18 protein-coding genes are annotated in these 23,033 nt (G+C 68.2%); 11 read left to right on the top strand and 7 right to left on the bottom strand.

Annotated features, from left to right (window positions below; genetic code table 11):
• The first annotated feature begins 3 nt into the window (after positions 1-3).
• The 5 genes from VHD82_RS28835 to VHD82_RS28815 are packed head-to-tail and all read left to right on the top strand — an operon-like array spanning position 4 to position 5,715.
• Complete coding sequence (locus VHD82_RS28835; RefSeq protein ID WP_325710945.1) at positions 4-1,488, top strand: CoA-acylating methylmalonate-semialdehyde dehydrogenase; 1,485 nt, start codon at positions 4-6, stop codon at positions 1,486-1,488.
• 11 nt (positions 1,489-1,499) lie between these two features.
• Positions 1,500-2,435, top strand: a complete 936-nt coding sequence (locus VHD82_RS28830) for a TIM barrel protein (RefSeq protein ID WP_325710942.1) — start codon at positions 1,500-1,502, stop codon at positions 2,433-2,435.
• The gene (locus VHD82_RS28825) at positions 2,432-3,439 is read left to right on the top strand and encodes a Gfo/Idh/MocA family oxidoreductase (protein WP_325710939.1); all 1,008 of its coding nucleotides are present in this window, start codon (positions 2,432-2,434) and stop codon (positions 3,437-3,439) included. The genes VHD82_RS28830 and VHD82_RS28825 overlap by 4 nt, the downstream gene beginning before the upstream one ends.
• Before the next feature lies 1 nt (position 3,440).
• Positions 3,441-4,301 carry a sugar phosphate isomerase/epimerase gene (locus VHD82_RS28820; protein WP_325710936.1) on the top strand — a complete coding sequence of 287 codons (861 nt, stop codon included), beginning with the start codon at positions 3,441-3,443 and terminating at the stop codon, positions 4,299-4,301.
• A gap of 13 nt (positions 4,302-4,314) precedes the next feature.
• Entirely contained in the window at positions 4,315-5,715 is a 1,401-nt protein-coding gene (locus tag VHD82_RS28815; protein ID WP_325710932.1) for a sugar porter family MFS transporter, read from the top strand.
• A 22-nt stretch (positions 5,716-5,737) separates the two neighbouring features.
• Here the strand turns inward: VHD82_RS28815 and VHD82_RS28810 are convergent, their stop codons facing one another.
• From VHD82_RS28810 to VHD82_RS28800, 3 genes are all read right to left on the bottom strand, one after another.
• Complete coding sequence (locus VHD82_RS28810) at positions 5,738-6,010, bottom strand: DUF6295 family protein (protein ID WP_325710929.1); 273 nt, start codon at positions 6,008-6,010, stop codon at positions 5,738-5,740.
• Between the two features lie 11 nt (positions 6,011-6,021).
• A complete protein-coding gene (locus tag VHD82_RS28805; protein ID WP_325710926.1) occupies positions 6,022-6,762 on the bottom strand; it encodes a dienelactone hydrolase family protein in 741 nt (246 codons plus the stop codon).
• Between the two features lie 102 nt (positions 6,763-6,864).
• Positions 6,865-7,002 carry a hypothetical protein gene (locus tag VHD82_RS28800; RefSeq protein ID WP_325710923.1) on the bottom strand — a complete coding sequence of 46 codons (138 nt, stop codon included), beginning with the start codon at positions 7,000-7,002 and terminating at the stop codon, positions 6,865-6,867.
• A 222-nt stretch (positions 7,003-7,224) separates the two neighbouring features.
• Between VHD82_RS28800 and VHD82_RS28795 the strand changes: the two genes are divergently transcribed.
• Positions 7,225-7,509: a DUF3040 domain-containing protein gene (locus tag VHD82_RS28795; protein ID WP_325710921.1), complete on the top strand. Its 285-nt coding sequence runs from the start codon at positions 7,225-7,227 to the stop codon at positions 7,507-7,509.
• On the opposite strand, the gene VHD82_RS28790 is transcribed toward VHD82_RS28795, so the two are convergent.
• Entirely contained in the window at positions 7,494-9,074 is a 1,581-nt protein-coding gene (locus VHD82_RS28790; protein ID WP_325710917.1) for a RyR domain-containing protein, read from the bottom strand. The genes VHD82_RS28795 and VHD82_RS28790 overlap by 16 nt on opposite strands.
• Positions 9,075-9,103: 29 nt before the next feature.
• Here VHD82_RS28790 and VHD82_RS28785 point away from each other — a divergent pair, with 29 nt between their 5' ends.
• Complete coding sequence (locus VHD82_RS28785; RefSeq protein WP_325710914.1) at positions 9,104-10,258, top strand: M20 family metallopeptidase; 1,155 nt, start codon at positions 9,104-9,106, stop codon at positions 10,256-10,258.
• Between the two features lie 3 nt (positions 10,259-10,261).
• Here VHD82_RS28785 and VHD82_RS28780 read toward each other — a convergent pair whose 3' ends face one another.
• The 3 genes from VHD82_RS28780 to VHD82_RS28770 all read right to left on the bottom strand — a co-directional run bounded on the left by VHD82_RS28780 (position 10,262) and on the right by VHD82_RS28770 (position 13,777).
• Complete coding sequence (locus VHD82_RS28780) at positions 10,262-12,202, bottom strand: class I SAM-dependent methyltransferase (protein ID WP_325710911.1); 1,941 nt, start codon at positions 12,200-12,202, stop codon at positions 10,262-10,264.
• 80 nt (positions 12,203-12,282) lie between these two features.
• Positions 12,283-12,747, bottom strand: coding sequence for a DUF6328 family protein (locus VHD82_RS28775; RefSeq protein WP_325710908.1), 465 nt, complete (start codon positions 12,745-12,747; stop codon positions 12,283-12,285).
• A gap of 28 nt (positions 12,748-12,775) precedes the next feature.
• The gene (locus tag VHD82_RS28770; RefSeq protein WP_325710905.1) at positions 12,776-13,777 is read right to left on the bottom strand and encodes a LacI family DNA-binding transcriptional regulator; all 1,002 of its coding nucleotides are present in this window, start codon (positions 13,775-13,777) and stop codon (positions 12,776-12,778) included.
• Positions 13,778-13,863: 86 nt separating this feature from the next.
• Between VHD82_RS28770 and rhaI the strand changes: the two genes are divergently transcribed.
• The 4 genes from rhaI to VHD82_RS28750 all read left to right on the top strand — a co-directional run bounded on the left by rhaI (position 13,864) and on the right by VHD82_RS28750 (position 22,748).
• The gene (gene rhaI / locus VHD82_RS28765; protein ID WP_325710902.1) at positions 13,864-15,024 is read left to right on the top strand and encodes an L-rhamnose isomerase; all 1,161 of its coding nucleotides are present in this window, start codon (positions 13,864-13,866) and stop codon (positions 15,022-15,024) included.
• 193 nt (positions 15,025-15,217) lie between these two features.
• Complete coding sequence (locus VHD82_RS28760; protein ID WP_325710899.1) at positions 15,218-16,501, top strand: MFS transporter; 1,284 nt, start codon at positions 15,218-15,220, stop codon at positions 16,499-16,501.
• A complete protein-coding gene (locus VHD82_RS28755; protein ID WP_325710896.1) occupies positions 16,498-20,037 on the top strand; it encodes a hypothetical protein in 3,540 nt (1,179 codons plus the stop codon). The genes VHD82_RS28760 and VHD82_RS28755 overlap by 4 nt, the downstream gene beginning before the upstream one ends.
• Positions 20,034-22,748 (top strand): glycoside hydrolase family 78 protein, encoded by a 2,715-nt coding sequence (locus VHD82_RS28750; protein ID WP_325710893.1) that lies wholly within the window; start codon positions 20,034-20,036, stop codon positions 22,746-22,748. The genes VHD82_RS28755 and VHD82_RS28750 overlap by 4 nt, the downstream gene beginning before the upstream one ends.
• The last annotated feature ends 285 nt before the right edge of the window (positions 22,749-23,033 follow it).

The raw sequence follows: 23,033 nt of genomic DNA, 5'->3' as shown, positions 1-23,033 counted from the left end.
GAAGTGCAGACCATCGAACACTGGATCAACGGCGCGGCGACCTCCGCCGGGTCCACCCGCACCGCGCCGGTCTACAACCCCGCCACCGGCCGGCAGCGGGCCTCCGTGCTGCTCGCCGAGTCGTCCGATGTGGACACCGCAGTTGCCGCTGCGGGCAAGGCTTTCGAGTCCTGGGGCAATTCCTCGTTGTCCCAGCGGATCAGGGTGATGTTCGCCTTCCGCGAGCTGCTGGTGCGACACGAGGACGAGCTGGCGAGGATCATCTCCGGCGAGCACGGCAAGGTCATCGACGACGCGCGTGGCGAGATCGTGCGGGGCCGGGAAGTGGTGGAGTACGCCTGCGGGATCGCCGACGCGCTCAAGGGCAGCTTCTCCGACCAGGTCTCCCGGGACGTGGATGTGCACAACTTCCGGCAGCCGTTCGGTGTGGTCGCCGGGATCACGCCGTTCAACTTCCCGATCATGGTCCCGCTGTGGATGCACCCGATCGCCATCGCGACCGGCAACACCTTCGTGCTCAAGCCCAGCGAGCGCGACCCCTCCGCGTCGCGCCTGGTCGCCGAGCTGTACGCGGAAGCCGGGCTGCCCGACGGCGTGTTCAACGTCGTCAACGGGGACAAGGTCGCGGTCGACGCGCTGCTGGATCACCCGGACATCGCGGCGGTGTCGTTCGTCGGCTCCACTCCGATCGCGAAATACGTGCACGAGCGCGGAACAGCCGCGGGCAAACGCGTGCAAGCGTTGGGCGGCGCGAAGAACCACGCCGTCGTACTGCCGGACGCGGACCTGGAGTTCGCCGCGAACCACCTGACCGCCGCCGCTTTCGGCTCCGCCGGGCAGCGGTGCATGGCGATTTCCGTCGGCGTCGCGGTCGGGCAGGCCGGCGACGAGCTGATCAAGGTGCTGGCACGCAAGGCGAACGAGGTCAAGGTCGGCCCCGGCGACGACGCGAGCAACGACATGGGCCCCGTGGTCACCGAGGCCGCGCGCGAGCGGGTGGTCGGCGCCGTCACGAAGGGCGGCGAGCAGGGCGCGACCGTGGTGGTCGACGGGCGCGGTCTCACCGTCGAAGGGCACGAAGAGGGTTTCTTCGTCGGACCGTCCCTTTTGGACCATGTGACCACCGAAATGGACGCGTACCGCGAGGAGATCTTCGGTCCGGTGCTCGGGATCGTGCGGGTTGACACCGTGGACGAGGCGATAGCGCTGATCAACGCCAACCCCTACGGCAACGGCACCGCGATCTTCACCGGCAGCGGCGAGGCGGCGCGGAAGTTCCAGCGCGAGGTCAAGGTCGGCATGATCGGCGTCAACGTGCCCATCCCGGTTCCGATGTCGTACTACTCCTTCGGCGGCTGGAAGGACTCGCTCATCGGTGACAGCCCCGTCCACGGTCCCGAAGGCGTCCGCTTCTACACCCGCGCCAAGGTCGTGACCACGCGCTGGCCACACACCGAAGCCGCCTTCAACTTCCCGACCTCGAACTAGGAGGACTCGCAATGACAACGGCGTCGCTCATCGGCAACCTCTGCCTCGGCAGCGCACCGGATTCCTGGGGGATCTGGTTCCCCCAGGACGAACACCAGACCCCGTACGCCCGCTTCCTCGACGAGCTGGCCGAAGCCGGTTACAAATGGCTCGAAATCGGCCCATACGGCTACCTGCCGACGGACCCGAAGGTGCTGGCCGAGGAGGTCGGCAAGCGTGGTTTGCAGGTGTCCGGCGGTACCACCTTCGGCGCACTGCACCGGCCCGGCGAGTGGGCCGAAATGCTCGCTCACACCAGGAAAATCGCCGAGCTGACGGCTGCGGCGGGCGCGCACCACCTGGTGTTCATCCCGACGATGTACCGTGACGAGAAGACCGGCGCGTTGACCGAGTCTCCCGAGCTGACCGCCCCGCAGTGGGCCTCGTTCGGCAGCCGCGCCAGCGAGCTTGGCAAGATCCTGCTGGACGAGTACGACGTCCGGCTCTGCCTGCATCCACATGCGGACAGCCATATCCAGACCCAGGCCGAGATCGAGCGCTACCTCAACGAAAGCGACTCCCGCTACGCGAACCTGTGCCTGGACACCGGGCACGTGGCGTACGGCCGCGGGGACAACATCGACCTCATCCGCCGGTACGGCGAGCGGATCGGATACGTGCACATCAAGCAGATGGACCCGGCGATCCTCGACCAGGTCCACGCCGAGAACCTCAGCTTCGGCGAGGCGGTGAAGCGCGGTGTGTGCGTCGAACCGCCCGCAGGCGTGCCGAACCCCGCCGAGATCGTCACCGAGTTGTCTACTTTGGACGCGAGGCTGTTCGTGATCGTAGAACAGGATCTGTATCCGTGCGCGCCCGAAGTACCGCTGCCCATCGCCGTCCGCACCCGTGAGTACCTCGGCAGCTGTGGACTGTCCGGCACCACCCGTCCAGGAGCGAGCGCATGACTGTGCACATCGGGGTGATCGGCGCCGGGATGATCGGCCAGGACCACATCCGCCGGATCACCGACGTGGTCACCGGCGCCGACGTGGTCGCGGTGACGGATGTGGATACCGCTCGCTCGCAGGAGGTCGCCTCGGGTGTGAATGCCCGCGCGTTGTCCACAGGCCACGATGTGATCAACGATCAGCTTGTGGATGCCGTAGTAGTCACCTCTTGGGGGCCCACACACGCCGAGTACGTGCTGGGCGCGATCGAAGCAGGCAAGTACGTGTTCTGCGAAAAACCCTTGGCCACCACAGCAGAGGACTGCCTGCGCATCGTCGAAGCCGAGCAGGCGTTCGGTCGGCGGCTGGTGCAGGTCGGGTTCATGCGCCGGTACGACGCCGGCTACCGCGCGATGAAGCAGGTGCTCGACAGTGGCGAGATCGGTGCCCCGCTGATGATGCACTGCGCGCACCGGAACGCGAGCTCACCCGAGTCGTACCATTCGGACATGGCGGTGCAGGACACCGCGGTGCACGAGTTCGACATCATCCGCTGGCTGCTGGCCGAGGACATCGTGTCCGCGCAGGTCATCAAGCCGCGCAAGACTTCCCGGCGGTTCGAGCACCTGCAGGACCCGCAGTTCATGCTGTTCGAGACGGCGAGCGGGGTGCGGGTGGACCTGGAGGTGTTCGTCAACTGCCAGTACGGCTACGACATCCAGTGTGAAACCGTCGGTGAGACCGGCACGGTGCGGCTGCCCGATCCGGCCGACGTTTGGGTGCGCGGCGCGGGGCAGTTGCGCACGGGCGTGTTGCAGGACTGGAAGCAGCGCTTCGCCGCGGCCTTCGACCGGGAGTTCGTCGAGTGGGTGGCGTCCATTGAGGACGGTCGGCTGGCCGGTCCGAGCGCCTGGGACGGCTACGCCACCGCCGTGATCAGCGACGCGACCACCGAAGCCCTGCATTCCGGCCGGGTCGTGTCAGTGGATTTGAAGGACCGTCCCGCGTTCTACGGGAGCTGAGATGAAAATCGCCCTCGACCCGTACATGTTGCGCGCGTTGCCGATGACGGAAATGGTGCGCACGGTCGCCGATATCGGTTACGAGCACATCGAACTCTCCCCGCGCGAGGAGTTCATGCCGTTCTTCCTGCACCCGCGCGCGGACAACGAAAAAGTCGCGGAACTGAAAGCCGTGCTACGCGAAACCGGAGTGCAACTGGCGAGCGTGCTGCCACTGTACAAATGGTCCAGCCCGGACGAAACGGAACGGCAGGCCGCGGTCCGCTACTGGAAGCGGATGATCGAGGTGACCGCCGAACTCGGCTGCGAGTTGATGAACTCCGAGTTCAACGGCAGACCGGAACGGGCAGCGGAAAGCGAGGCGGCCTTCTGGCGTTCGCTGGAAGAACTGCTCCCCATCTTCGAGCGTGAGGGAATCGCGCTGAACCTGGAAGCGCATCCGGACGATTTCTGCGAGCTGAACGATCCGGCCGTGGATCTCGTCCGGGCCATCAACAGGCCCTGGGTGAACTACCTTTACTGCGCCCCGCACACCTTCCACCTGTCGGACGGCACGGGCGATATCGCGCGGATGATGCACTACGCCGGCAACACGCTTCGCCACGTGCACATCGCGGATTCGTTCAACCACAAGGCTTCGTCCGGCCTGCGTTACATCCTGAACCCGCCCGGCACCCCGGCGCGGATCCATCAGCACCTCGATATCGACCAGGGCGAGGTGAACTGGCCGGAGTTCTTCGGCACCCTGCGTGAACTGGAATTCGACGGGGTGGCCACTGTGTGCGTTTTCGCGTGGGAAGAACGCGCGGTGGAATCGGGAAGAACCATGCTCGAACGCGTGAGCAAGGAATTGTCCGTATAACGGAAGAGCGATTATGACACACGTCAAAGAAGACGGGGTGCAAACGCGCCCGCAAACCGATCGCAGGCTGCGGCTGATCACGATTGTCGCCACGTTCGGCGGACTGTTGTTCGGTTACGACACGGGAGTGGTCAACGGCGCGCTGCCGTACATGAAGGCCGACCTCGGGCTGTCCGCGTTCACCGAAGGTCTGGTCACCAGCTCGCTGCTGCTCGGCGCCGCACTGGGCGCCGTGTGCACGGGGCGGCTGGCGGACAGGCGTGGCAGAAGGCGGATGATCCTGCTGCTGGCAGTGGTTTTCCTGGTCGGCACCATCGGCTGCAGTGTCGCGCCGGACACAGCCGTGCTGGTCGGCTGCCGGTTCGTGCTCGGGCTCGCCGTCGGCGGCGCGTCGGTGGCCGTGCCGACGTACCTGGCCGAGGTCTCGCCGGCGCAGCGCCGCGGCAGGCTGGTCACCCAGAACGAGCTGATGATCGTCTCGGGGCAGCTGCTCGCGTTCTCGTGCAATGCCGTGATCGGCAACCTGTTCGGCGAAACGGGCGGAGTCTGGCGGTGGATGCTGGTCATCGCCACCCTGCCCGCGGTGGCGCTTTGGCTCGGCATGCTCGCGATGCCGGAAAGCCCGCGCTGGCTGGCTTCCAAACAGCGCTTCGGCGACGCGCTCGAAGTGCTGCGGCAGATCCGCCCGGCCGGGCGCGCCGAAGCCGAGCTGGCCGAGGTGCGGGAGTTGGCGGCGCGCGACGAGGAAGCCAAGAGGGGCGGCTGGGCGGACCTGACCGCCCCCTGGCTCCGGCGGCTGGTGTGCATCGGCATCGGGATCGCGATCGTGCAGCAGATCACCGGGGTCAACTCGATCATGTACTACGGCACCCAGATCCTGACCGACGCCGGCTTCTCCGCGGACGCCGCGCTCACCGCGAACATCGCCAACGGGGTGATCTCCGTGGCCGCGACGTTCGTCGGAATCTATTTGCTCGGCAAGAAGAACCGGCGCCCGATGCTGCTCACCGGACAGGTGGGCACCACCAGCGCGCTGTTGCTGATCGGCGTGTTCTCCCTACTGCTACCGGAAGGCATCGGGCGCGCGTTCGTGATACTGGCGCTGACCGTGACGTTCCTGGCCTTCCAGCAGGGCGCGATCTCGCCGGTGACCTGGCTGATGCTCTCGGAGATCTTTCCACTGCGGATGCGGGGTTTCGGCTTCGGCGTATGCGCGCTGGTGTTGTGGCTGACCAACTTCGCGGTCGGCCTGTTGTTCCCGGTGCTGGTGGACGCCATCCACATTTCCGGCACCTTCTTCATCTTCGTCGCGCTCGGCGTACTGGCGATCACGTTCGTCGCGAGGTACGTGCCGGAAACACGGGGTCGTTCCTTGGAGAAGCTGGAACGGGAGCTGCACGCGAGACTGTCCTAAACGGACAGTCTCGCGTGGACGGTCACTGGTTGACCGAAGCCATCCCCTTGGGCGCGGTGGCGATCGCGCGGTGGATCGCGTCGGCCAGCTCCAGCGCGGCCTCCTCGGTCAGCTCCACCGGCACCCGCGCGGACGGACCCTCACCGGGGTTGATGAAGTCGATGTTCACGGTGTGCCCGAAGGGCGCGTGCACCGGGTGATCGACGTAGACCGTGGCGTGCGAGAGCTTGAACCAGCCCTGCGCCGACTTCCCGCTGCCGGTCATCTCGATCTTTTCGGTCTGGTACGTGCACATGAGCTGTCTCCTTACGCCGAGAGGTGCTTGCCGAAGAAGCCGAAGACCCGCTTCCAGCCGTCCACCGCCGCTTCCGGGCGGTAGGCGGGCCGGTCCACCGCGAAGAACGAGTGCCCGGCACCGTCATAGGTGTGGAATTCGTGCGGCTTGCCCAGCTTGTCCAGTTCCGCGCTCAGCTTCGCCGTGGCCTCCGGCGACGGATGCTGGTCCTCGGCGCCGAACAGGCCAAGCAGCGGACACGACAGCTGCGGAGCCAACCCCAGCAGGGGCTTCATCGAAGCCATGTTCGGAGGCGGGTCTTCGACCACGAAGGCGCCGTAGCAGTCCACGGCCGCGTCGATCTGCAGGCTGCACGCGGACAGGAACGTCTGCCTGCCGCCCGAGCAGTGCCCGATCACGCCGATCTTGCCGTTGGCCCCGTCCAGCGACCGCAGGTAGTTCGCCGCGCCCTCGACGTCGCCGACCAGCCTGTCGTCCGGCACGCCGCCCGCGGCGCGGACAGTGGCCGCGGCGTCGTCCGGATCAGCGCCCGGAGCTTCCCGCGAGTACAGGTTCGGGCACAGCGCCTGGTAGCCGTTGACCGCGAGCTTGCGCACCATTTCCTTGGTGGCGGCGTCGTAGCCGGGCATGTGATGGATCACGACGACTCCGCCGTGCGAGGCGCCGTCTTCCGGAGTTGCCAGGTAGGCCTCGATCTCGTCACCGCCGTGCCCGGTGATCGTGATCGTTCCGGCCCTCATCGCATCGATCATGAGGCCAGCTTGGCACGACCACCCATCCGGGTCACGGCCGCCACTTGCTGAACCGCCGGCGCCCCCGGGTCACGGTGGCGCCGACGGCGCGGCAGTGCGGCCTCAGCCGGCCTGCTCCTCGCCCTCTTCGGGCTGCTCGGCGTTGCCGCCGACGAGCTGCTCCAGCTGCTCGACACCGAACTCCGCGGTCAACGCGGCGAAGATCGGGGTGGTCTCCAGCTCCTTCTGGGACACACTCATGTCGTACACCCTCCTCACCCGCCCGTGAAGTCACGCGCGGTTCGTTCCCGCAGGAAAGACGCCATCCCCTACGCCTTCGGTTCCCACGAGAGTGTTAACGCGAAGTTATCGTACCTACTCACGGTGAGCGACTGCCCGACAACCGGAAAAAGTTCACACAGATCGCCACGATGACAACTGCCCGGCATCGGCTCATAATGAAAGGGAAGAGGCGGTGCGGGCATGGCACTTCACGGAGAAGAGCAGCGGCGGCTGTCCGAGATCGAGCGGCAGCTCGCCGAGGAGAATCCACGCCTGGCGCAGCGGTTGTCCGAACTGCGTCCGATGCGGATTCCAAGCATGATTCTCGCGATCCTTGGTGCCTTCTGCGCGATAGCCTGCGGATTGTTCCTGATGGTGGCCGGTGCGCAGGCACACACTTCGTTCCTGATCGTCCTCGGCACCGTGCTCTGCGTCGGTGTGCCGACGGCGATCGTCTGGCGGTCGGTGATCTACCGCTTCCGCTGACCCCGGCGCACGATCTGGTAGCCCGCGTCCGCCAGCACCTCCGGCAGGGAGAGCACCACGTTGCGGTCCTTCTGCCGTTCTTCCTCGCCCAGCTGTGACCAAGGCCGCAGGTCGGGGTGCAGTTTCTGCTCGTTGTCCCGCTTCGGGCCGTAGCGCCAGCCGTCGGCTTGGCGCTCCTTCATCCAACGCTCGTGCTCGATCACCGCGAGCCGCTCCACCTCGGCGGCTTCGAAGGCGAACGGCACCTCTTCCAGGCTGGGCACGGCGGCACAACCCACCAGCTCCAGCTTGCGCTCGATGTCCCCGGCCTGCGCACGGTTGGCTTCGCGCAGCGTTTCGGGCAGATCGTCCCAGTTCACGAGGGAGGGGTTGCTCGCGGCCGTCTGCCCCAGCGCGGTCTGATCGCGCAGGTAACGCCGATGCACGGCACGCGCCAGTGAATCGGTGATCCGCTCGGACAGATACACGCTCGCCATGTCCAGTACTCCTACGAACCGCAGCCGGTCCTCTTGACCGTGCTGGACAATCATCTCACCGACGCCGGCCAGCTGCGCCATCCTGACGATCACAGTACCCCGGGTCGCGTCCACCGTAGCTGCCGCCGTGAGGCCGTCACGGAGCGCCCGTTCCTCGTCATCGTGACAGACGAACACCCGGTGCGCACCCGGTTCCGGATGGTAGACAGGCACCACTTCGACCGTGCAGGCCTTGCCGAAAAACGGGTGCCGGGCGCGGAGTTCGGCCACCGCGGAGTCCCCGTCGGTGTCCACAACGGTGACTTTCACCGGGCCGTTCCCGGCCCGGTCCGCGCGTCGCGCCAGCTCCAGCAACAGCGCCCGGCCGAAGCCGCTCAGCCCGATCACCACGAGCCGTGCGCCGTCCGGCGGCTCGGCCTGAACCACCTCTTTGGCGGCCACGCCGTCGAGGGAAAAGAAGTCGACCTCCAGCCCGGCCTGCCAGCGACCACCGCGCAACGCGTCGCCCAGCTCGGGGTCGGCGACGTGCGCGTAGATCTCCAGCGGCGCGCGCACCTTCCGGTCCACCTGGCTGGCGGCGAGCACCGTCGCGATGTTCGCGGGAGTCTCGTCGGCGCAGGCGTACAACCGCGCGGCGCGGGCGAGGCCGGCCGCGTCCAGCGTGCCGGCATTACGCGCGCTGGCAACGGAAACAACCCTGTGCCCCGCCTCGCCGAGGTGCGCCGCGAGCGTGCGCGCCGCGACCGACTCGCCGCAGACGACGATGTGTCCTTCCCGGCGGCGTGCCCGCAACCGGGCGATCTCGCTGGCGAACAGCAGCCGGGCCGCCTCGATCACGGCGTAACCGGTGACGGCCGGGGTCAGGAACCGGCTCAGTTCCAGCGGCCACGGGTACGGCCCGCCGTTGGTGACCGGACCGGAGTTGATCACGAAGAGCTGCAGGTCGTAGTAGACGAGGTCGATCGGCCGGTGCGTGAACTGGTCCGAATGCGCCAGGTACTCGGCGAGGCCGAGGTAGCCGAGCACGAGCGAACCCACCGCGAGTACGGCGAAGAGGACACGGATCAGCACAGCCGGTCGTGACGTCAACGAGCTCTCCGCACGGTAAGAACAAGGGCGTGTCCAGTGTGGAGCAACTTCTGCGGCTAGTCGACGACGAGTTGCCCGCCGCGACCGCCCTGCGGGAGCGGCTGCACGCGGTCCCGGAAAGCGGTTTCCACGAGGTGCGCACCGCGGCCCTGATCGCCGAGGCGCTGCCTGTCGAACCGGTTCGCGTGGCCGGAACCGGCCTGCTGGCCCGGTTCGGCGGGCCACGCGGAGTGCTCGTGCGCGCCGAGCTCGACGGGCTGGAAATCCCCGAGGAGACGGGCGCGCCCTTCGCTTCGGCCAACGGGCATATGCACGCCTGCGGGCACGACGTGCATCTCGCGGCGCTGGTGGCCGTCACACGGGCGGCATACCGGATGCGCGACGAGCTCCCGGCGCCGTTCGCCGCGGTTTTCCAGCCCAGCGAAGAACGGCATCCGTCCGGGGCGGTCGCGCTACTCGAAGAACCCGAGCTGGCGAGCGGTTTCGACGTTGTGGTGGCCGCGCATCTGCATCCGTTGCTCGCATGGGGATCCATCGGCGTGGAGCCGGGCGCGGTGAACGCGGCCTCGGACGCGGCGGAGATCGTGGTCGACGGGCTCGGCGGGCACGGCGCTTATCCGCATCTGGCGGCGGATCCGGTGCTGGCGCTGGCGCAGGTGGTCGTCACGCTGCATACGGTGGTCGGGCGGCGGATCGACCCGACCCACGCGGCCGCGCTGACGGTGGGGAAGATCGAAGCAGGGACTTCGGAGAACGTGATCCCGCCGCGTGCGCGAGCATGGGCGACGCTGCGCGCGCTGGACGCGGCCGATCAGGCTGTGTTGCGCGAAGTGGTCGTCTCGACGGTCGAGGCGGTGGCCCGGGCGCACGGCTGCACGGCAACGGTGCGCTTCACGAAGAGCGAGCCGCCGCTGGTGAACGACGAACGCCTGGCACAGCTGACAGCGGCACTCGCACCGACGGTCGGCTTGGCAGTCGCACCGCCGTGGCGTTCGTGCGGCGGGGACGACTTCGCGCACCTGCACCGGCTCGGCCCGGCGCTGATGGCCTTCGTCGGCTTGCACGAAGCGCCCGGCTTCCGCCCGCGCCCCCTGCACCACCCGGAATTCCTGCCCCCGCCGTCTGCCGTCTCCGCCGTCGCCCGCACGCAGGCCGCCGCCTACCTGGCGGGTTCGCGGCTGTAGCGCTCAGTCCTTGCCGGGCCGGTCCTTCTGGAAGACCACGATCCGGAACGGCAGCGTCGGCGCGCCGACCACCTTCACCCGCGTCTTGAACCCGTGCGTCTCAGCTGCCTTGCGCAGCAAGGAAACCGGGGCCGCGCTGGTCATGTCGGTGTTGCCGGCCATGTAGCCCTCGACCTTGTCCTCCGCGAGTCCGTAGCGCACCATCCACTCGCGCCACTTCTCCATCGCCGAAGCACCCCGGCGGTCCCCGTTCACCCCGAACACGTCCGCGAAGATCAGCGTGCCGTCCTCGGTGGTGTGCTCGGCGCAGTTCGTGAAGAACTCGTCCAGCGTTTCGTCCGTCGGGTCCGGGCCGATCAGGAAGTGCATCACCAGCGAGCCGAACACGACGTCGTAGCGCCCGTCCACGTCCTCCCACGCGGTGCCGCGGACGAGCCGCATGTCCAGGCCCGTCTGCTGCTCGGGCATCAGCCGCTCGCGCGCGAACTCGACCATCTGCTCCGCGCGGTCGACGCCGCGGTACTGCCGCACCGGGCCGTGGTGCTCCAGGTCGTAGAACGGGCGGTTGATGTTGCGGATCCACGGCACGATCTCGCTGGTCAGCCTGCCGGTGCCGTAGCCGATTTCGAGCACGTCCACCGAGCGCATACTGTCCGCGTAGATCCGCAGGATCTCGCGGAACACCGTGGCCGCGCTGTCCCGGATCATCTGCGCGTAGCGCGGGATCCAGCAGCGGATATGCCGCTCGTAGGAGTCGAAGTAGTCCGGCGAACGGAACTCGGTCTCGCTCGTCCAGTCCTCGTCCCAGTGCCCGATGTCGTTGCGCGCGACCCAGGCGCGGCGCAGGTCGGCCGCCTTCATGTTCGGCTCGAACCGCACGGCACGGGACTTGATCGAGTCGTAGAACTGGGCCGCGCTGGCGAACCGCAGCGAGTTACGCTCGATGACCAGCTGACGGCTGTCGATACGGCCGGGGTTGGGCCGGTAGCCGCCGATCAGGTCCGGGTCGAGCAGCAGCAGGTGGTGCCCGACAGCCGAGGGCCCCATCGGGTGCACCTCGCCCGGCCGCAGCTCCTCCTTGGCGGCGATGAAGATCTCGTACGGGCCGTCGCGGTGCCGGGCCTGATGCCGTTTCCACAGGTCGATCTGCCGCGCGAGCTTGTCCTCGTTCTCGAAGAACCAGGACCAGTCGATGAGGAAGACACGTTCGCTGACGTTCGCGGTCATTTCCTCGGGGTGGTCCGGGGTCCAGAACTCCTCGGTCTCGTCGGTGAGGTCGGCGATCGCCCGCACCTGCCCGCCATCCCAGCCGCGCAGGCTGGAGAAGCTGGGCAGGTAGTAGTCGGCGTCGACGACCAGCTGCGAGGCGCCGCCGGAATCCAGCTCGTGGGCGAGCGCGCCGGCCCAGCCGCCGAGCAGGTGCAGGCTGGCGTGTTCCTCGGGGTAGCCGTCGATGAACTTGTTGATCTGCTCGTTGAGCGAGTTCCGGCCACGACGCGCCGAACGCTGGCCGGGGGAAAGCGTGGTGGCGGCCAGTTTGCCCAGCCAGTCGGCGAAGCGGGCCTCGAAGGTCTTGAAACCGTTTTCGTCACCGATGTCGGCCGGGTACGAGAGGTAGTCCGGCTCGCCGAAGTTCTCCGGCAGCCGCTCGGAGCCGGTCTGCTTGATCACCACCAGCGGCAGGTGCAGAGCGTGCGCGAAGCCGACCTCGTACGCCAGGTTCGGGCGCTGCTTGCTGCCCTCGAGGATGACCAGATCGGATTTCAGCAGTTCATCGGACACCTTCGCGCCGATGTCCTTGTTGACGCTCTGGTTCTCGTTCCAGTCGTAATAGTCGAAGCCGTGCTCACCGAGCTTGTTCTTCATCACCGACAACGCCTTCTTCACGGCGTCCGGTGAGCCGGCCTGGGTGGACCAGGCGAGGAATGCGGTGAGCCGGGTCAAGGAGACCTCCGAATAGGAACAAGGCAAGGAGCAGCAGTTTATCGACGCACCGGGAGTCCGGAGGCGGTTCATTGAAACCGTTACGGACGGGCGCCGGAAATCAACCGCGGGATGACGAACCACGTCACGATGAATCCGATGCCGACGAGCCCGCCGACGACGGCCATCGCGATCGGGCCGTAGACCACCTTCGCGATCAGGGCGACGGTATCGGTGACCGCCGCGGCGAGGCACACGAGTCCCAGCAAGGCGGCGCGGTTGCCTGCTCGGAGGATGGCGTCGCGGCTGCCGGTGCGGAACAGGAGCCGGTGCCACGCCACGGGTGCGGTGAGCAACGCGGTGGCCGACGCGGCGAGCACGACGGCGACGAGGTGCATGCCCTTTTCGAAGCCGCTGGCCTCGCGGAACTGCGCGGTGAACACCACCGACAGCAGAAAACCGAACAGGATTTGGACCCCGGCCTGCGCGACGCGCAGCTCGCTCAGCAGGTCGGTGACGTTGCGGGCGATCCGCTGTTCCCGGGTCTCGCCCTCGAGCTCGTCCACTCGTTCAGGCTACGGCGGTTGGCGCCGATCAGCGACGGAGCCGAGTGGACGCGCGGACGACCAGCTCCGGTTTGAAGACGACCTCGCGGTGCTCGACGGGCTCGTCACGCTCGGTGGTTTCGGCGATCAGTAGCTCCGCCGCGGTGCGGCCGAGCCGTTTCGCCGGCTGGCGGACCGACGTCAGCGGAACGGCGGCGGCGCCCGCGAACTCGATGTCGTCGTAGCCGACGATCGCCATTTCCGACGGGACCCGCACCCCGGCCGTCACCATCGCCTGCAACACGCCGAGCGCGAGCAGGTCGTTGGCGCAGAACACCGCCGTCGGCCGCGGGCTCATGCCGAGCAGCCGCGCGCCCGCGTCCCGCCCGGACGGCACGTCGAGCGCCCCCGTCTCCAGTACCGAAAGCCGCACACCGGAATCGGCGAGCGCCGAACGCACGCCTTCTTCACGTTCGCGGCACTGGGTCAGGATCGTCGGCCCGTTCACGAACGCGATGTCGGTGTGCCCTGTCTCCAGCAGATGTCGCGCGGCCAGCGCACCGCCCGCGACGTCGTCGACCGACACCGAACTCGCCTCCGACACCGGCACATTCCGGTCCACCAGCACGTACGGGATGCCGCGGCGCCGGAACGTCTGCAGCGACTCACCCGTGCTGTCCACCGGGCTGATCAGCACCCCGCGCACCCGCTGTTCCGCGAGCATCGCCAGGTACGAAGTCTCCAGATCGACCCGCTGGCCGCTGTTGCAGGTGATCACGTTGAGGCCCTCGTCGTGCGCGGCTTCCTCCGCGCCGCGGGCGAGATCCACGAAGAACGGGTTGCCGAGATCGAGCACCAGCAACGCCATGATGCGGCTGCGGCCCGCCCGCAGCTGCCGCGCGGATTCGTCGCGGACGTAACCCAGCTCCTCGATCACCGACAGCACGCGCGTGCGGGTGGCGGCCGAGACCACGTGTGGCCGATTGACCACATTGGACACCGTGCCGATGGAAACACCCGCGCGGCGGGCGACTTCCTTGATGCCGACCATTGGCCCCCTTGCTCAAGTCCTCGGCCAAGCCTATCATGAACATGAAACGTTTCAAGAAGCCGGAAATCGCTCACTGTGGAGACGATATGGGCGCGAACATCAAGGCACTTCTGCGCGATCAGCGCATCGAAACCCCTTCCTGGGCCTACGGAAACTCCGGCACCCGCTTCAAGGTGTTCGCACAGCCTGGAGTGCCCCGCACCGTCGAGGAAAAGATCGACGACGCCGCGCAGGTACACGCCTTCACCGGCGTCGCGCCGACTGTCGCCCTGCACATTCCCTGGGACCGCGTAGACGATTACGGCAAGCTCGCCAAATACGCGGAAAACGCGGGCGTCGGCCTCGGCACGATCAATGCCAACGTGTTCCAGGACGACGACTACAAACTGGGCAGCGTCACCAACCCGGACCCGCGGATCCGCCGCAAGGCACTGGCGCACCTGCTGGACTGCGTGGACATCATGGACGCCACCGGTTCGGCCGATCTCAAGCTCTGGTTCTCCGACGGCACCAACTATCCCGGCCAGGACGACATCCGCGACCGGCAGGACCGGCTCGCCGAGGCCCTGCACGCGGTGTACGAACGCCTCGGCGACGACCAGCGGCTACTGCTGGAATACAAACTCTTCGAACCCGCCTTCTACACCACCGACGTGCCGGACTGGGGCACTTCGTACGCGCATTGCCTGGAACTGGGCGAAAAGGCGGCGGTATGCGTGGACACCGGGCACCACGCCCCCGGCACCAACATCGAATTCATCGTGGCGTTCCTGCTGCGCGCCGGGAAACTGGGCGCCTTCGATTTCAATTCGCGGTTCTACGCCGACGACGATCTGATGGTCGGCGCCGCGGATCCCTTCCAGCTCTTCCGCATCATGTACGAGGTCGTGCGCGGCGGCGGCTACGACCCGGCGGCCGGCGTGGCCTTCATGCTCGACCAGTGCCACAACATCGAGGCGAAGATCCCCGGCCAGATCCGGTCGGTCTGCAACGTCCAGGAAGCCACCGCGAAGGCGCTGCTCGTGGACCGCGTCGCGCTCGGCGAGGCGCAGCGTTCCGGCGACGTCATCGCGGCGAACGACGTGATCATGGATGCCTACAACACCGACGTGCGGCCGTTGCTGGCGGAACTGCGGGCCGAGGCGGGGCTCGATCCCGATCCGGTCGCCGCGTACCGGCGCTCCGGCTACCAGGAGCGGATCGTCGCCGAGCGAGTCGGCGGCACGCAGGCCGGCTGGGGCGCTTGACCGGCGTCCGCGAGCCATCCGGACGGCTCCGGCGGGCACCCTGCGTCCGCGTTCCCGTCACTCGCCGTGAAACGATTCATTGATTTCCTTCAGATCGGAAAACGGGCCTTGTGCCAGTGGACACCTTTGGCTACTCTCACCGATTAATACGTTTCAATTTGTGACCTACGTCAATGCCGACTAGGAGGCACACATGACATCCCCGGAGACCGTCGGCCTGACTCCGGCCGAAGACGGTGACGCTGTCACCCGTGAACAGTGGAAATGGTCCGTACTCGCCGGGATGGCTTCCTATCTCGACGCCGGATCCATCGTGGCCCTCGGTTCCGGGCTGGCCCTCTTCCAGGCGTATCTCGGCCTGAGCGACGACGCGGTGGGCGCACTCGCCGCGATCGGGCCGAACGCCATCGGCTGCGCGATCGGCGCGGTGATCGGCGGGCGGCTCGGCGACAAACTGGGCCGGAAGCGGATCTACAAGTACGACCTGCTGGTCTACGCGCTGGGCATCGCCTGCATCGGACTCGCGGTGAACGCCCCGATGCTGTTCATCGGCACCTTCGTCGTCGGGCTCGCGGTCGGCGCGGACGTACCGACCTCACTCGCGCTGGTCGGCGAGTTCTCCCCGTCCAAGCATCGCGGGAAACTGCTCAGTTTCACCCAGATCGCCTGGAACGCGGGACCAGTCGTCGTGCTGCTCATGGCACTGGCACTGTCCTCTTTGGACCTGCTCGGGATCCGGATCGTGTTCGGGATGCTGTTCGTGGTCGCGCTCGTCACCTGGGGGCTGCGCCGGGGGCTCGCGGAATCCGCCCGCTGGCAGGCCGCTTCCCAGGAGCCGGTCAAGCATCGGCTGCGCGCGCTGTTCTCCGGGCCGAACCTGAAGGCAGTGGTCTGGACCGCGACGATCTACCTGTTCTGGAACATCGCGGCAGGCACGAACGGCATCTTCACCCCGTACATCATCAAGACGCTGCACGCCGGCAGCCAGGCCGCGAGCGTCGCGCTGGGCTGTGCCGGGTTCGTGATCGGTGGCCTCGCCACGATTCCGTTCATGCGGCTGGTGGACAAGGGGCATCTGAACCGCAAGAAGATGTGGGCCGCCGGCGCGGTGATGCAGGTACTCGCGTTCGTGGCGTACCTGATCTTCCCGTTCGCCATCCCGGTGATCATCGCCAACATCCTGCTGTTCGGTGTGGGCGCGGCGTTCGCGGGCGAAGCGGTGTACAAGATCTTCAGCCAGGAGCTGTTCCCGACGATGCTGCGTGGCACCGCGCAGGGCTTCACCTTCGGCATCGCGCGGACGTTCCTGGGTGTCTGGAGCTTCTTCGTGCCGACGCTGGCGAGCACCGGTATCGGACCGGTCGCCGCGCTGCTGGCCGGGTGCCTGCTGATCAGCGGCGTGGTCGGGTTCTTCTTCATGCCGAACACCGCTGGCAAGTCGCTGGAACAGATCCAGACGGAGCGGGTTGCCGCATGAGTCTGCTCCAACGGTTCACCAGCCCTGGCCCCGAGTTCTCGCCGCTACCGATCTGGTGGTGGAGCGGGGCCAGGGTGACCCGGGACCGGCTGCGGCGCCAGATGGAACGACTGACGGCGCAGGGCGTCCGGCAGGCCGTGGTGATGTGCCTGGCGCCCACCGGCCCGATGTTCGGCTCGGTGGCGGATGATCCGCCCTTTCTCAGTCCGGAATGGACAGAACTGCTCGACGGCGCCTGCGCCGACGCCGCCGAGCTGGGTTTTCACCTCTGGATGTACGACCAGATCGGCTTCTCCGGCGCGAACTTCCAGGGCAGGCTGACCGCGGCGAACCCGGAGTTCGCCGGGCTCGCGCTCTGCCGCGACAGCACCGGAATCGGGCACAAGGTCAGCGGATTCGACTATTTCAACGCCGAAGCCTGCGCGGCACTGCTGGACAAGGTGCACGGCACGCTCGAACGGACCGTCGGCCGCTGGTTCGGCACCGTCATCCCCGGCTTCTTCCAGGACGAACTGCCGGCCATGCCGACGTGGGGCCGCGATTTCGCGGAGACCTTCACCGAGCACTACGGCTACGAACTCGCACTACCCGCATTGTTCGAGGGCGAGGACGAAGAGTCGGCCCGGGTCCGTCGCGACTACCACGAGCATCGCGCCAGGCTCGCCCGGCGCGCCTTCTTCGACCCGCTGGACTCGTGGTTCGCCGACCGCGGCCTGATCTGCGGTTTCGACCAGGCTTCCCCGGCGCGCGAAGGCGATCCGGTCGGCGGGGTGCAGGTCTACGGCGACTACCTCGGCACACATTCGGGTTTCGGCGCGCCGGGCAGCGACCACTGGGGTGACCCGAAGGTGCACAGCTCACTCGCGCACGCGCACGGCCGCCCGCGCACATGGATCGAGGCGTTCCACTCTTCGGGCTGGGGCGGCTCGCTGGAAGAGACCTACGACTGGCTCGCGCCGTTCCTTCGTCGGGGCGCCAATCTTTACGATCCGCATGCGGTGTACTACTCGACGGTCGGCGGTTGGTGGGAATGGGCGCCTCCGTCGACGTGCTGGCGGCAGCCGTATTGGCCCGCGTACCACCAGTTCTCCACCGCCGTTTCCCGGCTGTGCTCCGTGCTGAGCGGAGGCACGCACGTTTGCGACACGATTCTGGCGTCGCCGACGACGACAGCGCAGGCCTTCACGACACTGGATGGCCCACTGGAACCGGCGAAGCGCGCCGCTGCCTGTTACCACCGGCTCAACGGCGTCAGCACCTGGTTCGCCGAAGAACGCGGTGTCCTGGAGCAGGCCGGGATCGACCACGACACGTTGGACGAGCACACCATCGCGAGTGGCACGATCATCCACAACGGACTCCGGATCGGCGAGGAGACCTACCGCAACGTCGTCCTGCCCGACGTGACGATGCTGAATCCCGAAGCCGCACAACGGCTTTCCGAGCTTGCCGCCATCGGCGGTACGGTGGTCTGTGTCGGTTCGGTGCCCGAAGGACTGCAGGGTGCGACGCAGGTCGAACGCCCCGAGGACGTCTCGCTGCCGCAACCGGAAGTCCGCGCGGACGCGCCGTTCTTGTTGCGGCGATACGGACGTACGAACGTTCTGCTGCTCACGGCGCACGACGAGCAGAGCGGCACGCAGGCCCCGATCGTGCAGCTCGGCAAGGACGACTGGGCCAGCACGGGCTTCCCGTGGGAGGACTACTGGCGGCAGCTGCGGGAGAACGGCTACGACTTCGTCTCGCCCGCAACGCGCGTCGCCCGCGTGGAGGGGCTGACTTCGCATGCACAGCAATGGGATCCGCGCACCGGTGCCCGCACCGAGCTGAAGGTGACCGGCGGCGTGGCCGAGGTCCCGTTCGACGACGGGCCGATTTCGCTCGTGGTATTCGGCGACGATCTGCCCGAACCGACCCGCACTCCGCTCGGCTCGCCGGCCGGAGTCACCACGCTCGACGGTCCGTGGCGCGCGCTTGCGGAGTCCACATTGGACAACGGTGACGGTGATCTCGGCGCGTCGACGAGGAAGGGCATGCTGCCGATCGAGGTGTGGCGGCTGGAGCACGAGGGCCGCACGGTCGTCGCCGGGTACGGCGAGTTCGCCGAGGGCGTCGAATGGTCGCTCTCACGCGGTATCCACAAGGACCCCGTGCACAACGACACTTTGGGCCCCAAGGGTTATGTGCCCGAGGAGTTCCTCGACTGGCGGCAGGTGGGCGCCGGGGAGACGGTGCGGGTGCGGACGCACCTGCCGCTGCCCGAACGCACCGGGCTGTTCCTCGCCGTCGGATCCGGCGCGGCCCGGCGAGTGCTCGTCGACGGGCGGGAGCTGGCGGCGGATGGCCGAGGTTACCAAACCTTCAGCCCGCTACCAGCGGAAACGGCAGGCCGGACGGTGCCGCTGGAGTTGGAGTTCACCGCGGACGAGGACGGCCCCTTGCGCGCGTCCTTCGCCGTGGTCGCCGATCCCGACGCTTACCGCAGGCCGGAATGGCTCTCCGGCACGGAACTGACGCGGCGCTTCCGGCTCGACGAACTCCCTGCCGACACGACGATCCACGTCGCGAGCGAGGGCGCCTGCCGCGTGTTCGTGAACGGCACCGAGGTCGGCAAACAGGGCGACTTCAACCCGTATCCCGGGCATCGCGAGATCCGGGTGCACCCCTATGAGCTGCGCCAAGTCCTGCGGATCGGCGAGAACACGGTTTCGCTGGAGCTCACCGGCGACGCCGTGGCGGCCGTCGACGGGCCGGGGCTGGGCCTGCTCAGCGGGCCGGACTGGACCGGTGGCACGGTGCGCCGCAAGCACACCCGCGATCCGCGATTCCTCTGCGCGGGGCCGCGGCCGCATCCGCTGCCGGGCGCGCACTGGCTCGAACCCGGTGCGGCGCAGGGGGATGTGGTCATCCCGGTCATTCCCGACGCACGGCCGAGCGGCGAGCGCGTCGAAGAGCTGCGCTTCGCGGCCCCGCTGGGCACGACGGCGATGCGCGTCCCCACCGACCTCGACCTCGTGGTGCGGATCGGGGACGCCGAGTACAAACCGGTGGAGCAGCGCGTCCGGCTGTCCGAGCCGCTGCCCGCCGGCACCCCGGTCGTCCTGCGCATCACCGCTGTGGACGGCCGTCGTGGCGGGGCCTTGCTGGATTCCGCGATCGAGGTCGAGGTCGCCGAGGCCGAAACAACCCTGCTGAGCTGGGAAGACCTCGGACTGCGGGCGCTGGGCGGGCAGGTCCGCTACCGCACCACGTTCCGCGGTCCCGGCGGGCGCGTGCTGCTCGATCTCGGTGCTGTCCGCGGTACCGCGGACGTGCTGGTCAACGGCGTGCTCGTCGACCGGCTCGTCTGGGCGCCGTGGCGCGCGGATGTCACCTACGCGTTGCGTGCCGGGGAAAACGAACTGGAGGTCGTCGTGCGGGGCACCCTCGCCGGGTATCTCGACGACGCCTCCCCGACCACGGCCGTCGCGGCCGGGCAGGTCCGCACCGGATTGTTCGGGCCGGTGCGGCTCATCGAGTACGGAGAGAGGCCATGACTGTCAGTCCCGTTCGGTTCGAGCACCGCGACCGCGCCCTCGGCGTCGGAACCGCCACGCCACGGTTGTCCTGGCAGGTGAGCACCGACGATCCGGAGTGGGCGCAGACGGCCTACGAAGTCGAATCCGGCGGCACAGTGGTGCGGGTGGACTCGGCGGAGCAGGTGCTGGTGCCCTGGCCGTTCGAGCCGTTGGCCGCGCGGGAGCGGGCCGAGGTGCGCGTCCGGGTCGCGTCCGGGGAGCAGTGGTCGGACTGGAGCGAACCGTCCACAGTGGAGGCCGGCCTGCTGTCGCCGGACGACTGGTCGGCTCAGTTCGTCAGCCCGGTGCAGGACCGCCCGGCCCCGATCCTGCGCCGGACGGTGACGCTGCGCCTGGGCATCAAATCGGCCCGGCTGTACGCGACCGCGCACGGCGTTTACGAGGCGACGCTGAACGGCGCGCGTGTCGGCGACGAGGTGCTGGCCCCGGGCTGGACTTCGTATGAGCACCGCCTGCGCTATCAGACGCACGACGTCACCGCACTGCTGCGGGAAGGCGAGAACACACTGGATGTGTTGCTGGGCAACGGCTGGTTCCGCGGCCGGCTCACGTGGTCGGGCAAAAGCGCGTTCTACGGCGACCGGCTGGCGCTGCTGGCGCAGTTGGAAGTCACCTACGAAGACGGCTCCACCGAGGTGATCGGCACCGACGAACAGTGGTCCGCGCACGCCAGCGGCATCCTGGCCGACGATCTGTATGACGGACAGCGCACCGATCTCGGGCCGGTCGAGTCCACTGTGGACGCTGTCGAGGTGATCGAGGCGGACAAGAGCAGGCTGGTCGCGCCGGAGGGCCCGCCGGTGCGGGTGACCGAGGTGCTGCCGTCGGTGCGGGTGTGGCAGTCGCCGTCAGGCAAGACGCTGGTGGACTTCGGGCAGAACGTGGTCGGCTGGGTGCGGCTGCGCGTCCGCGGGCCGGGCGAGGTCGCCGTGCGCCATGCGGAAGTGCTGGAGAACGGCGAACTCGGCGTGCGCCCGCTCCGGTCGGCGAAGGCGACGGACAGTTATCTGCTGCCCGCGGGCGAGCACGTGCTGGAGCCGAGCCTGACGTTCCACGGGTTCCGGTATGCCGAGGTCAGCGGGGCCGCGGAGGTCACCGCCGAGGCCGTCGTCGTGGGCACCGATCTCCGGCGCACCGGCTGGTTCGAATGTTCGGACGAGGACCTCAACCAGTTCCACCGGAACGTGGTGTGGGGTATGCGCGGAAACTTCCTGGACGTGCCGACGGACTGCCCACAGCGCGACGAGCGGCTCGGCTGGACCGGGGACATCCAGGTGTTCTCGCCGACCGCGAGTTTCCTGTTCGACACCGCGGGTTTCCTGTCCAGCTGGCTCGCGGACCTCGCGGTCGACCAGCACAAGGACGGTGCGGTGCCGTACGTGATCCCGGACGTGCTCTACGACAGCGAGCCGACCGCCACGGCCTGGGGCGATGCCGCGGCCGTTGTGCCGTGGGTGTTGTACCAGCGGTATGGCGACGCGTCGATTCTCGAGCGGCAGTACGACAGCATGTGCGCCTGGGTGGACAAGATCGCTTCGCTCACCACGGACGGCGTGTGGGCCGGCGGTTTCCAGTTCGGCGACTGGCTCGACCCGGCGGCGCCGCCCGACAATCCCTTCCTCGCCAAGACTTATCCGGACGTGGTGGCCACGGCCTACTTGGCCCGCTCGGCGGAGATCGTGGCCGAATCCGCGCGCGTGATCGGCAAGGACCCGTCGCACTACGCCGATTTGGCTGCCCGCACGCGGGAAGCATTCGCGCGGCACTACGTGACAGAGACAGGCCGCGTGCTCTCGGACGCCCCGACGGCGTACGCGCTGGCGCTCGAATGGGCTTTGCTGCCCACGGACTCGCAGCGCGCGAACGCGTCAGCACGGCTTGCGGATTTGGTGCGCGGTAACGGTTTCCGCATCGCGACCGGGTTCGTCGGCACACCGCTGATGACCGACGCGCTCGTGACGGCCGGGCGGCCGGACCTGGCTTACCGGCTGTTGCTGGAGAAGGGGTGCCCGTCGTGGTTGTACCCGGTCACGATGGGTGCGACGACGATCTGGGAGCGGTGGGACAGCATGTTGCCGGACGGCAGCATCAACCCGGGCGAGATGACCTCGTTCAATCACTACGCGCTCGGCGCCGTCGCGGACTGGATGCACCGCTCGGTCGCCGGCCTCGCCCCGGCGGCGCCCGGTTACCGGGAGATCACGGTGAACCCGTTGCCGTACAAGGCTTTGACACACGCCTCGGCCCGGCACGACACGCCCTACGGCGAGGCCGCGGTATCGTGGCGGCGGGCGGACGGGAAGCTGACCGTCGAGGTCACGGTCCCGGTCGGCAGCCGGGCGACGGTGCATTTGCCCGGGGGTACGGAGGTCGCCGGGGGTACAGAGGTCGTGCGGCATGGGCGGCACTCCTGGACGGTTGACGAGCCGGCCGTCGAGGAACGGCCGATCCGCACGGTGCGCGACCTCGTCGACTCGCCGAAGCTCTGGGACGGCGCCGTCGCGGTGATCGTCGCGCACGGGCTGGCGACGGACCCGGCCGACGTCGCGGCCCAGGCGGCGCCGTACTTCGACGCACCGGCGGCGGATCTGGCTTTGCACCTGGCCCGCAAGGACCCGACGGGCAGCGGCGAGTTGGCCCGGGAGGAGCTGGTGAAGCTACTGAGTTGAGTGGTTCCGGGGGTCGGGACGGGCGGGCCCGGGCGCGGTTCGGGCGGGGCGGGCTTCAGGCGGACCGGGCGCGGTTCGGGACCGGCGCGGTTCAGGCGGGGCCGGGCGTGGTTCAGGCGGGGCCGGGCGCGGTTCGGGACCGGCGCGGTTCAGGCCGAGCCGGGCGCGGTTCGAGGCCGGGCGCGGTTCGGGACCGGGGCCCTTCAGGCCGAGCCGGGCGCGGTTCGAGGCCGGGCGCGGTTCGGGACCGGGGCCCTTCAGGCCGAGCCGGGCGCGGTTCGAGGC

The organism is Amycolatopsis sp. (assembly GCF_035546795.1).
In the GTDB taxonomy this organism is placed as follows: Bacteria; Actinomycetota; Actinomycetes; order Mycobacteriales; family Pseudonocardiaceae; genus Amycolatopsis_E.
Note: the sequence above shows the minus strand (reverse complement) of the source record. Positions and strands in the feature narration are given on the sequence as shown.

Coding starts and splice junctions, on each gene's coding strand:
- VHD82_RS28830 (WP_325710942.1), top strand. CDS start 1,500: ATGACAACGGCGTCGCTCATCGGCAACCTCTGCCTCGGCAGCGCACCG.
- VHD82_RS28825 (WP_325710939.1), top strand. CDS start 2,432: ATGACTGTGCACATCGGGGTGATCGGCGCCGGGATGATCGGCCAGGAC.
- VHD82_RS28820 (WP_325710936.1), top strand. CDS start 3,441: ATGAAAATCGCCCTCGACCCGTACATGTTGCGCGCGTTGCCGATGACG.
- VHD82_RS28815 (WP_325710932.1), top strand. CDS start 4,315: ATGACACACGTCAAAGAAGACGGGGTGCAAACGCGCCCGCAAACCGAT.
- VHD82_RS28810 (WP_325710929.1), bottom strand. CDS start 6,010: ATGTGCACGTACCAGACCGAAAAGATCGAGATGACCGGCAGCGGGAAG.
- VHD82_RS28805 (WP_325710926.1), bottom strand. CDS start 6,762: ATGATCGATGCGATGAGGGCCGGAACGATCACGATCACCGGGCACGGC.
- VHD82_RS28800 (WP_325710923.1), bottom strand. CDS start 7,002: ATGAGTGTGTCCCAGAAGGAGCTGGAGACCACCCCGATCTTCGCCGCG.
- VHD82_RS28795 (WP_325710921.1), top strand. CDS start 7,225: ATGGCACTTCACGGAGAAGAGCAGCGGCGGCTGTCCGAGATCGAGCGG.
- VHD82_RS28770 (WP_325710905.1), bottom strand. CDS start 13,777: ATGGTCGGCATCAAGGAAGTCGCCCGCCGCGCGGGTGTTTCCATCGGC.
- rhaI (WP_325710902.1), top strand. CDS start 13,864: ATGGGCGCGAACATCAAGGCACTTCTGCGCGATCAGCGCATCGAAACC.
- VHD82_RS28760 (WP_325710899.1), top strand. CDS start 15,218: ATGACATCCCCGGAGACCGTCGGCCTGACTCCGGCCGAAGACGGTGAC.
- VHD82_RS28755 (WP_325710896.1), top strand. CDS start 16,498: ATGAGTCTGCTCCAACGGTTCACCAGCCCTGGCCCCGAGTTCTCGCCG.
- VHD82_RS28750 (WP_325710893.1), top strand. CDS start 20,034: ATGACTGTCAGTCCCGTTCGGTTCGAGCACCGCGACCGCGCCCTCGGC.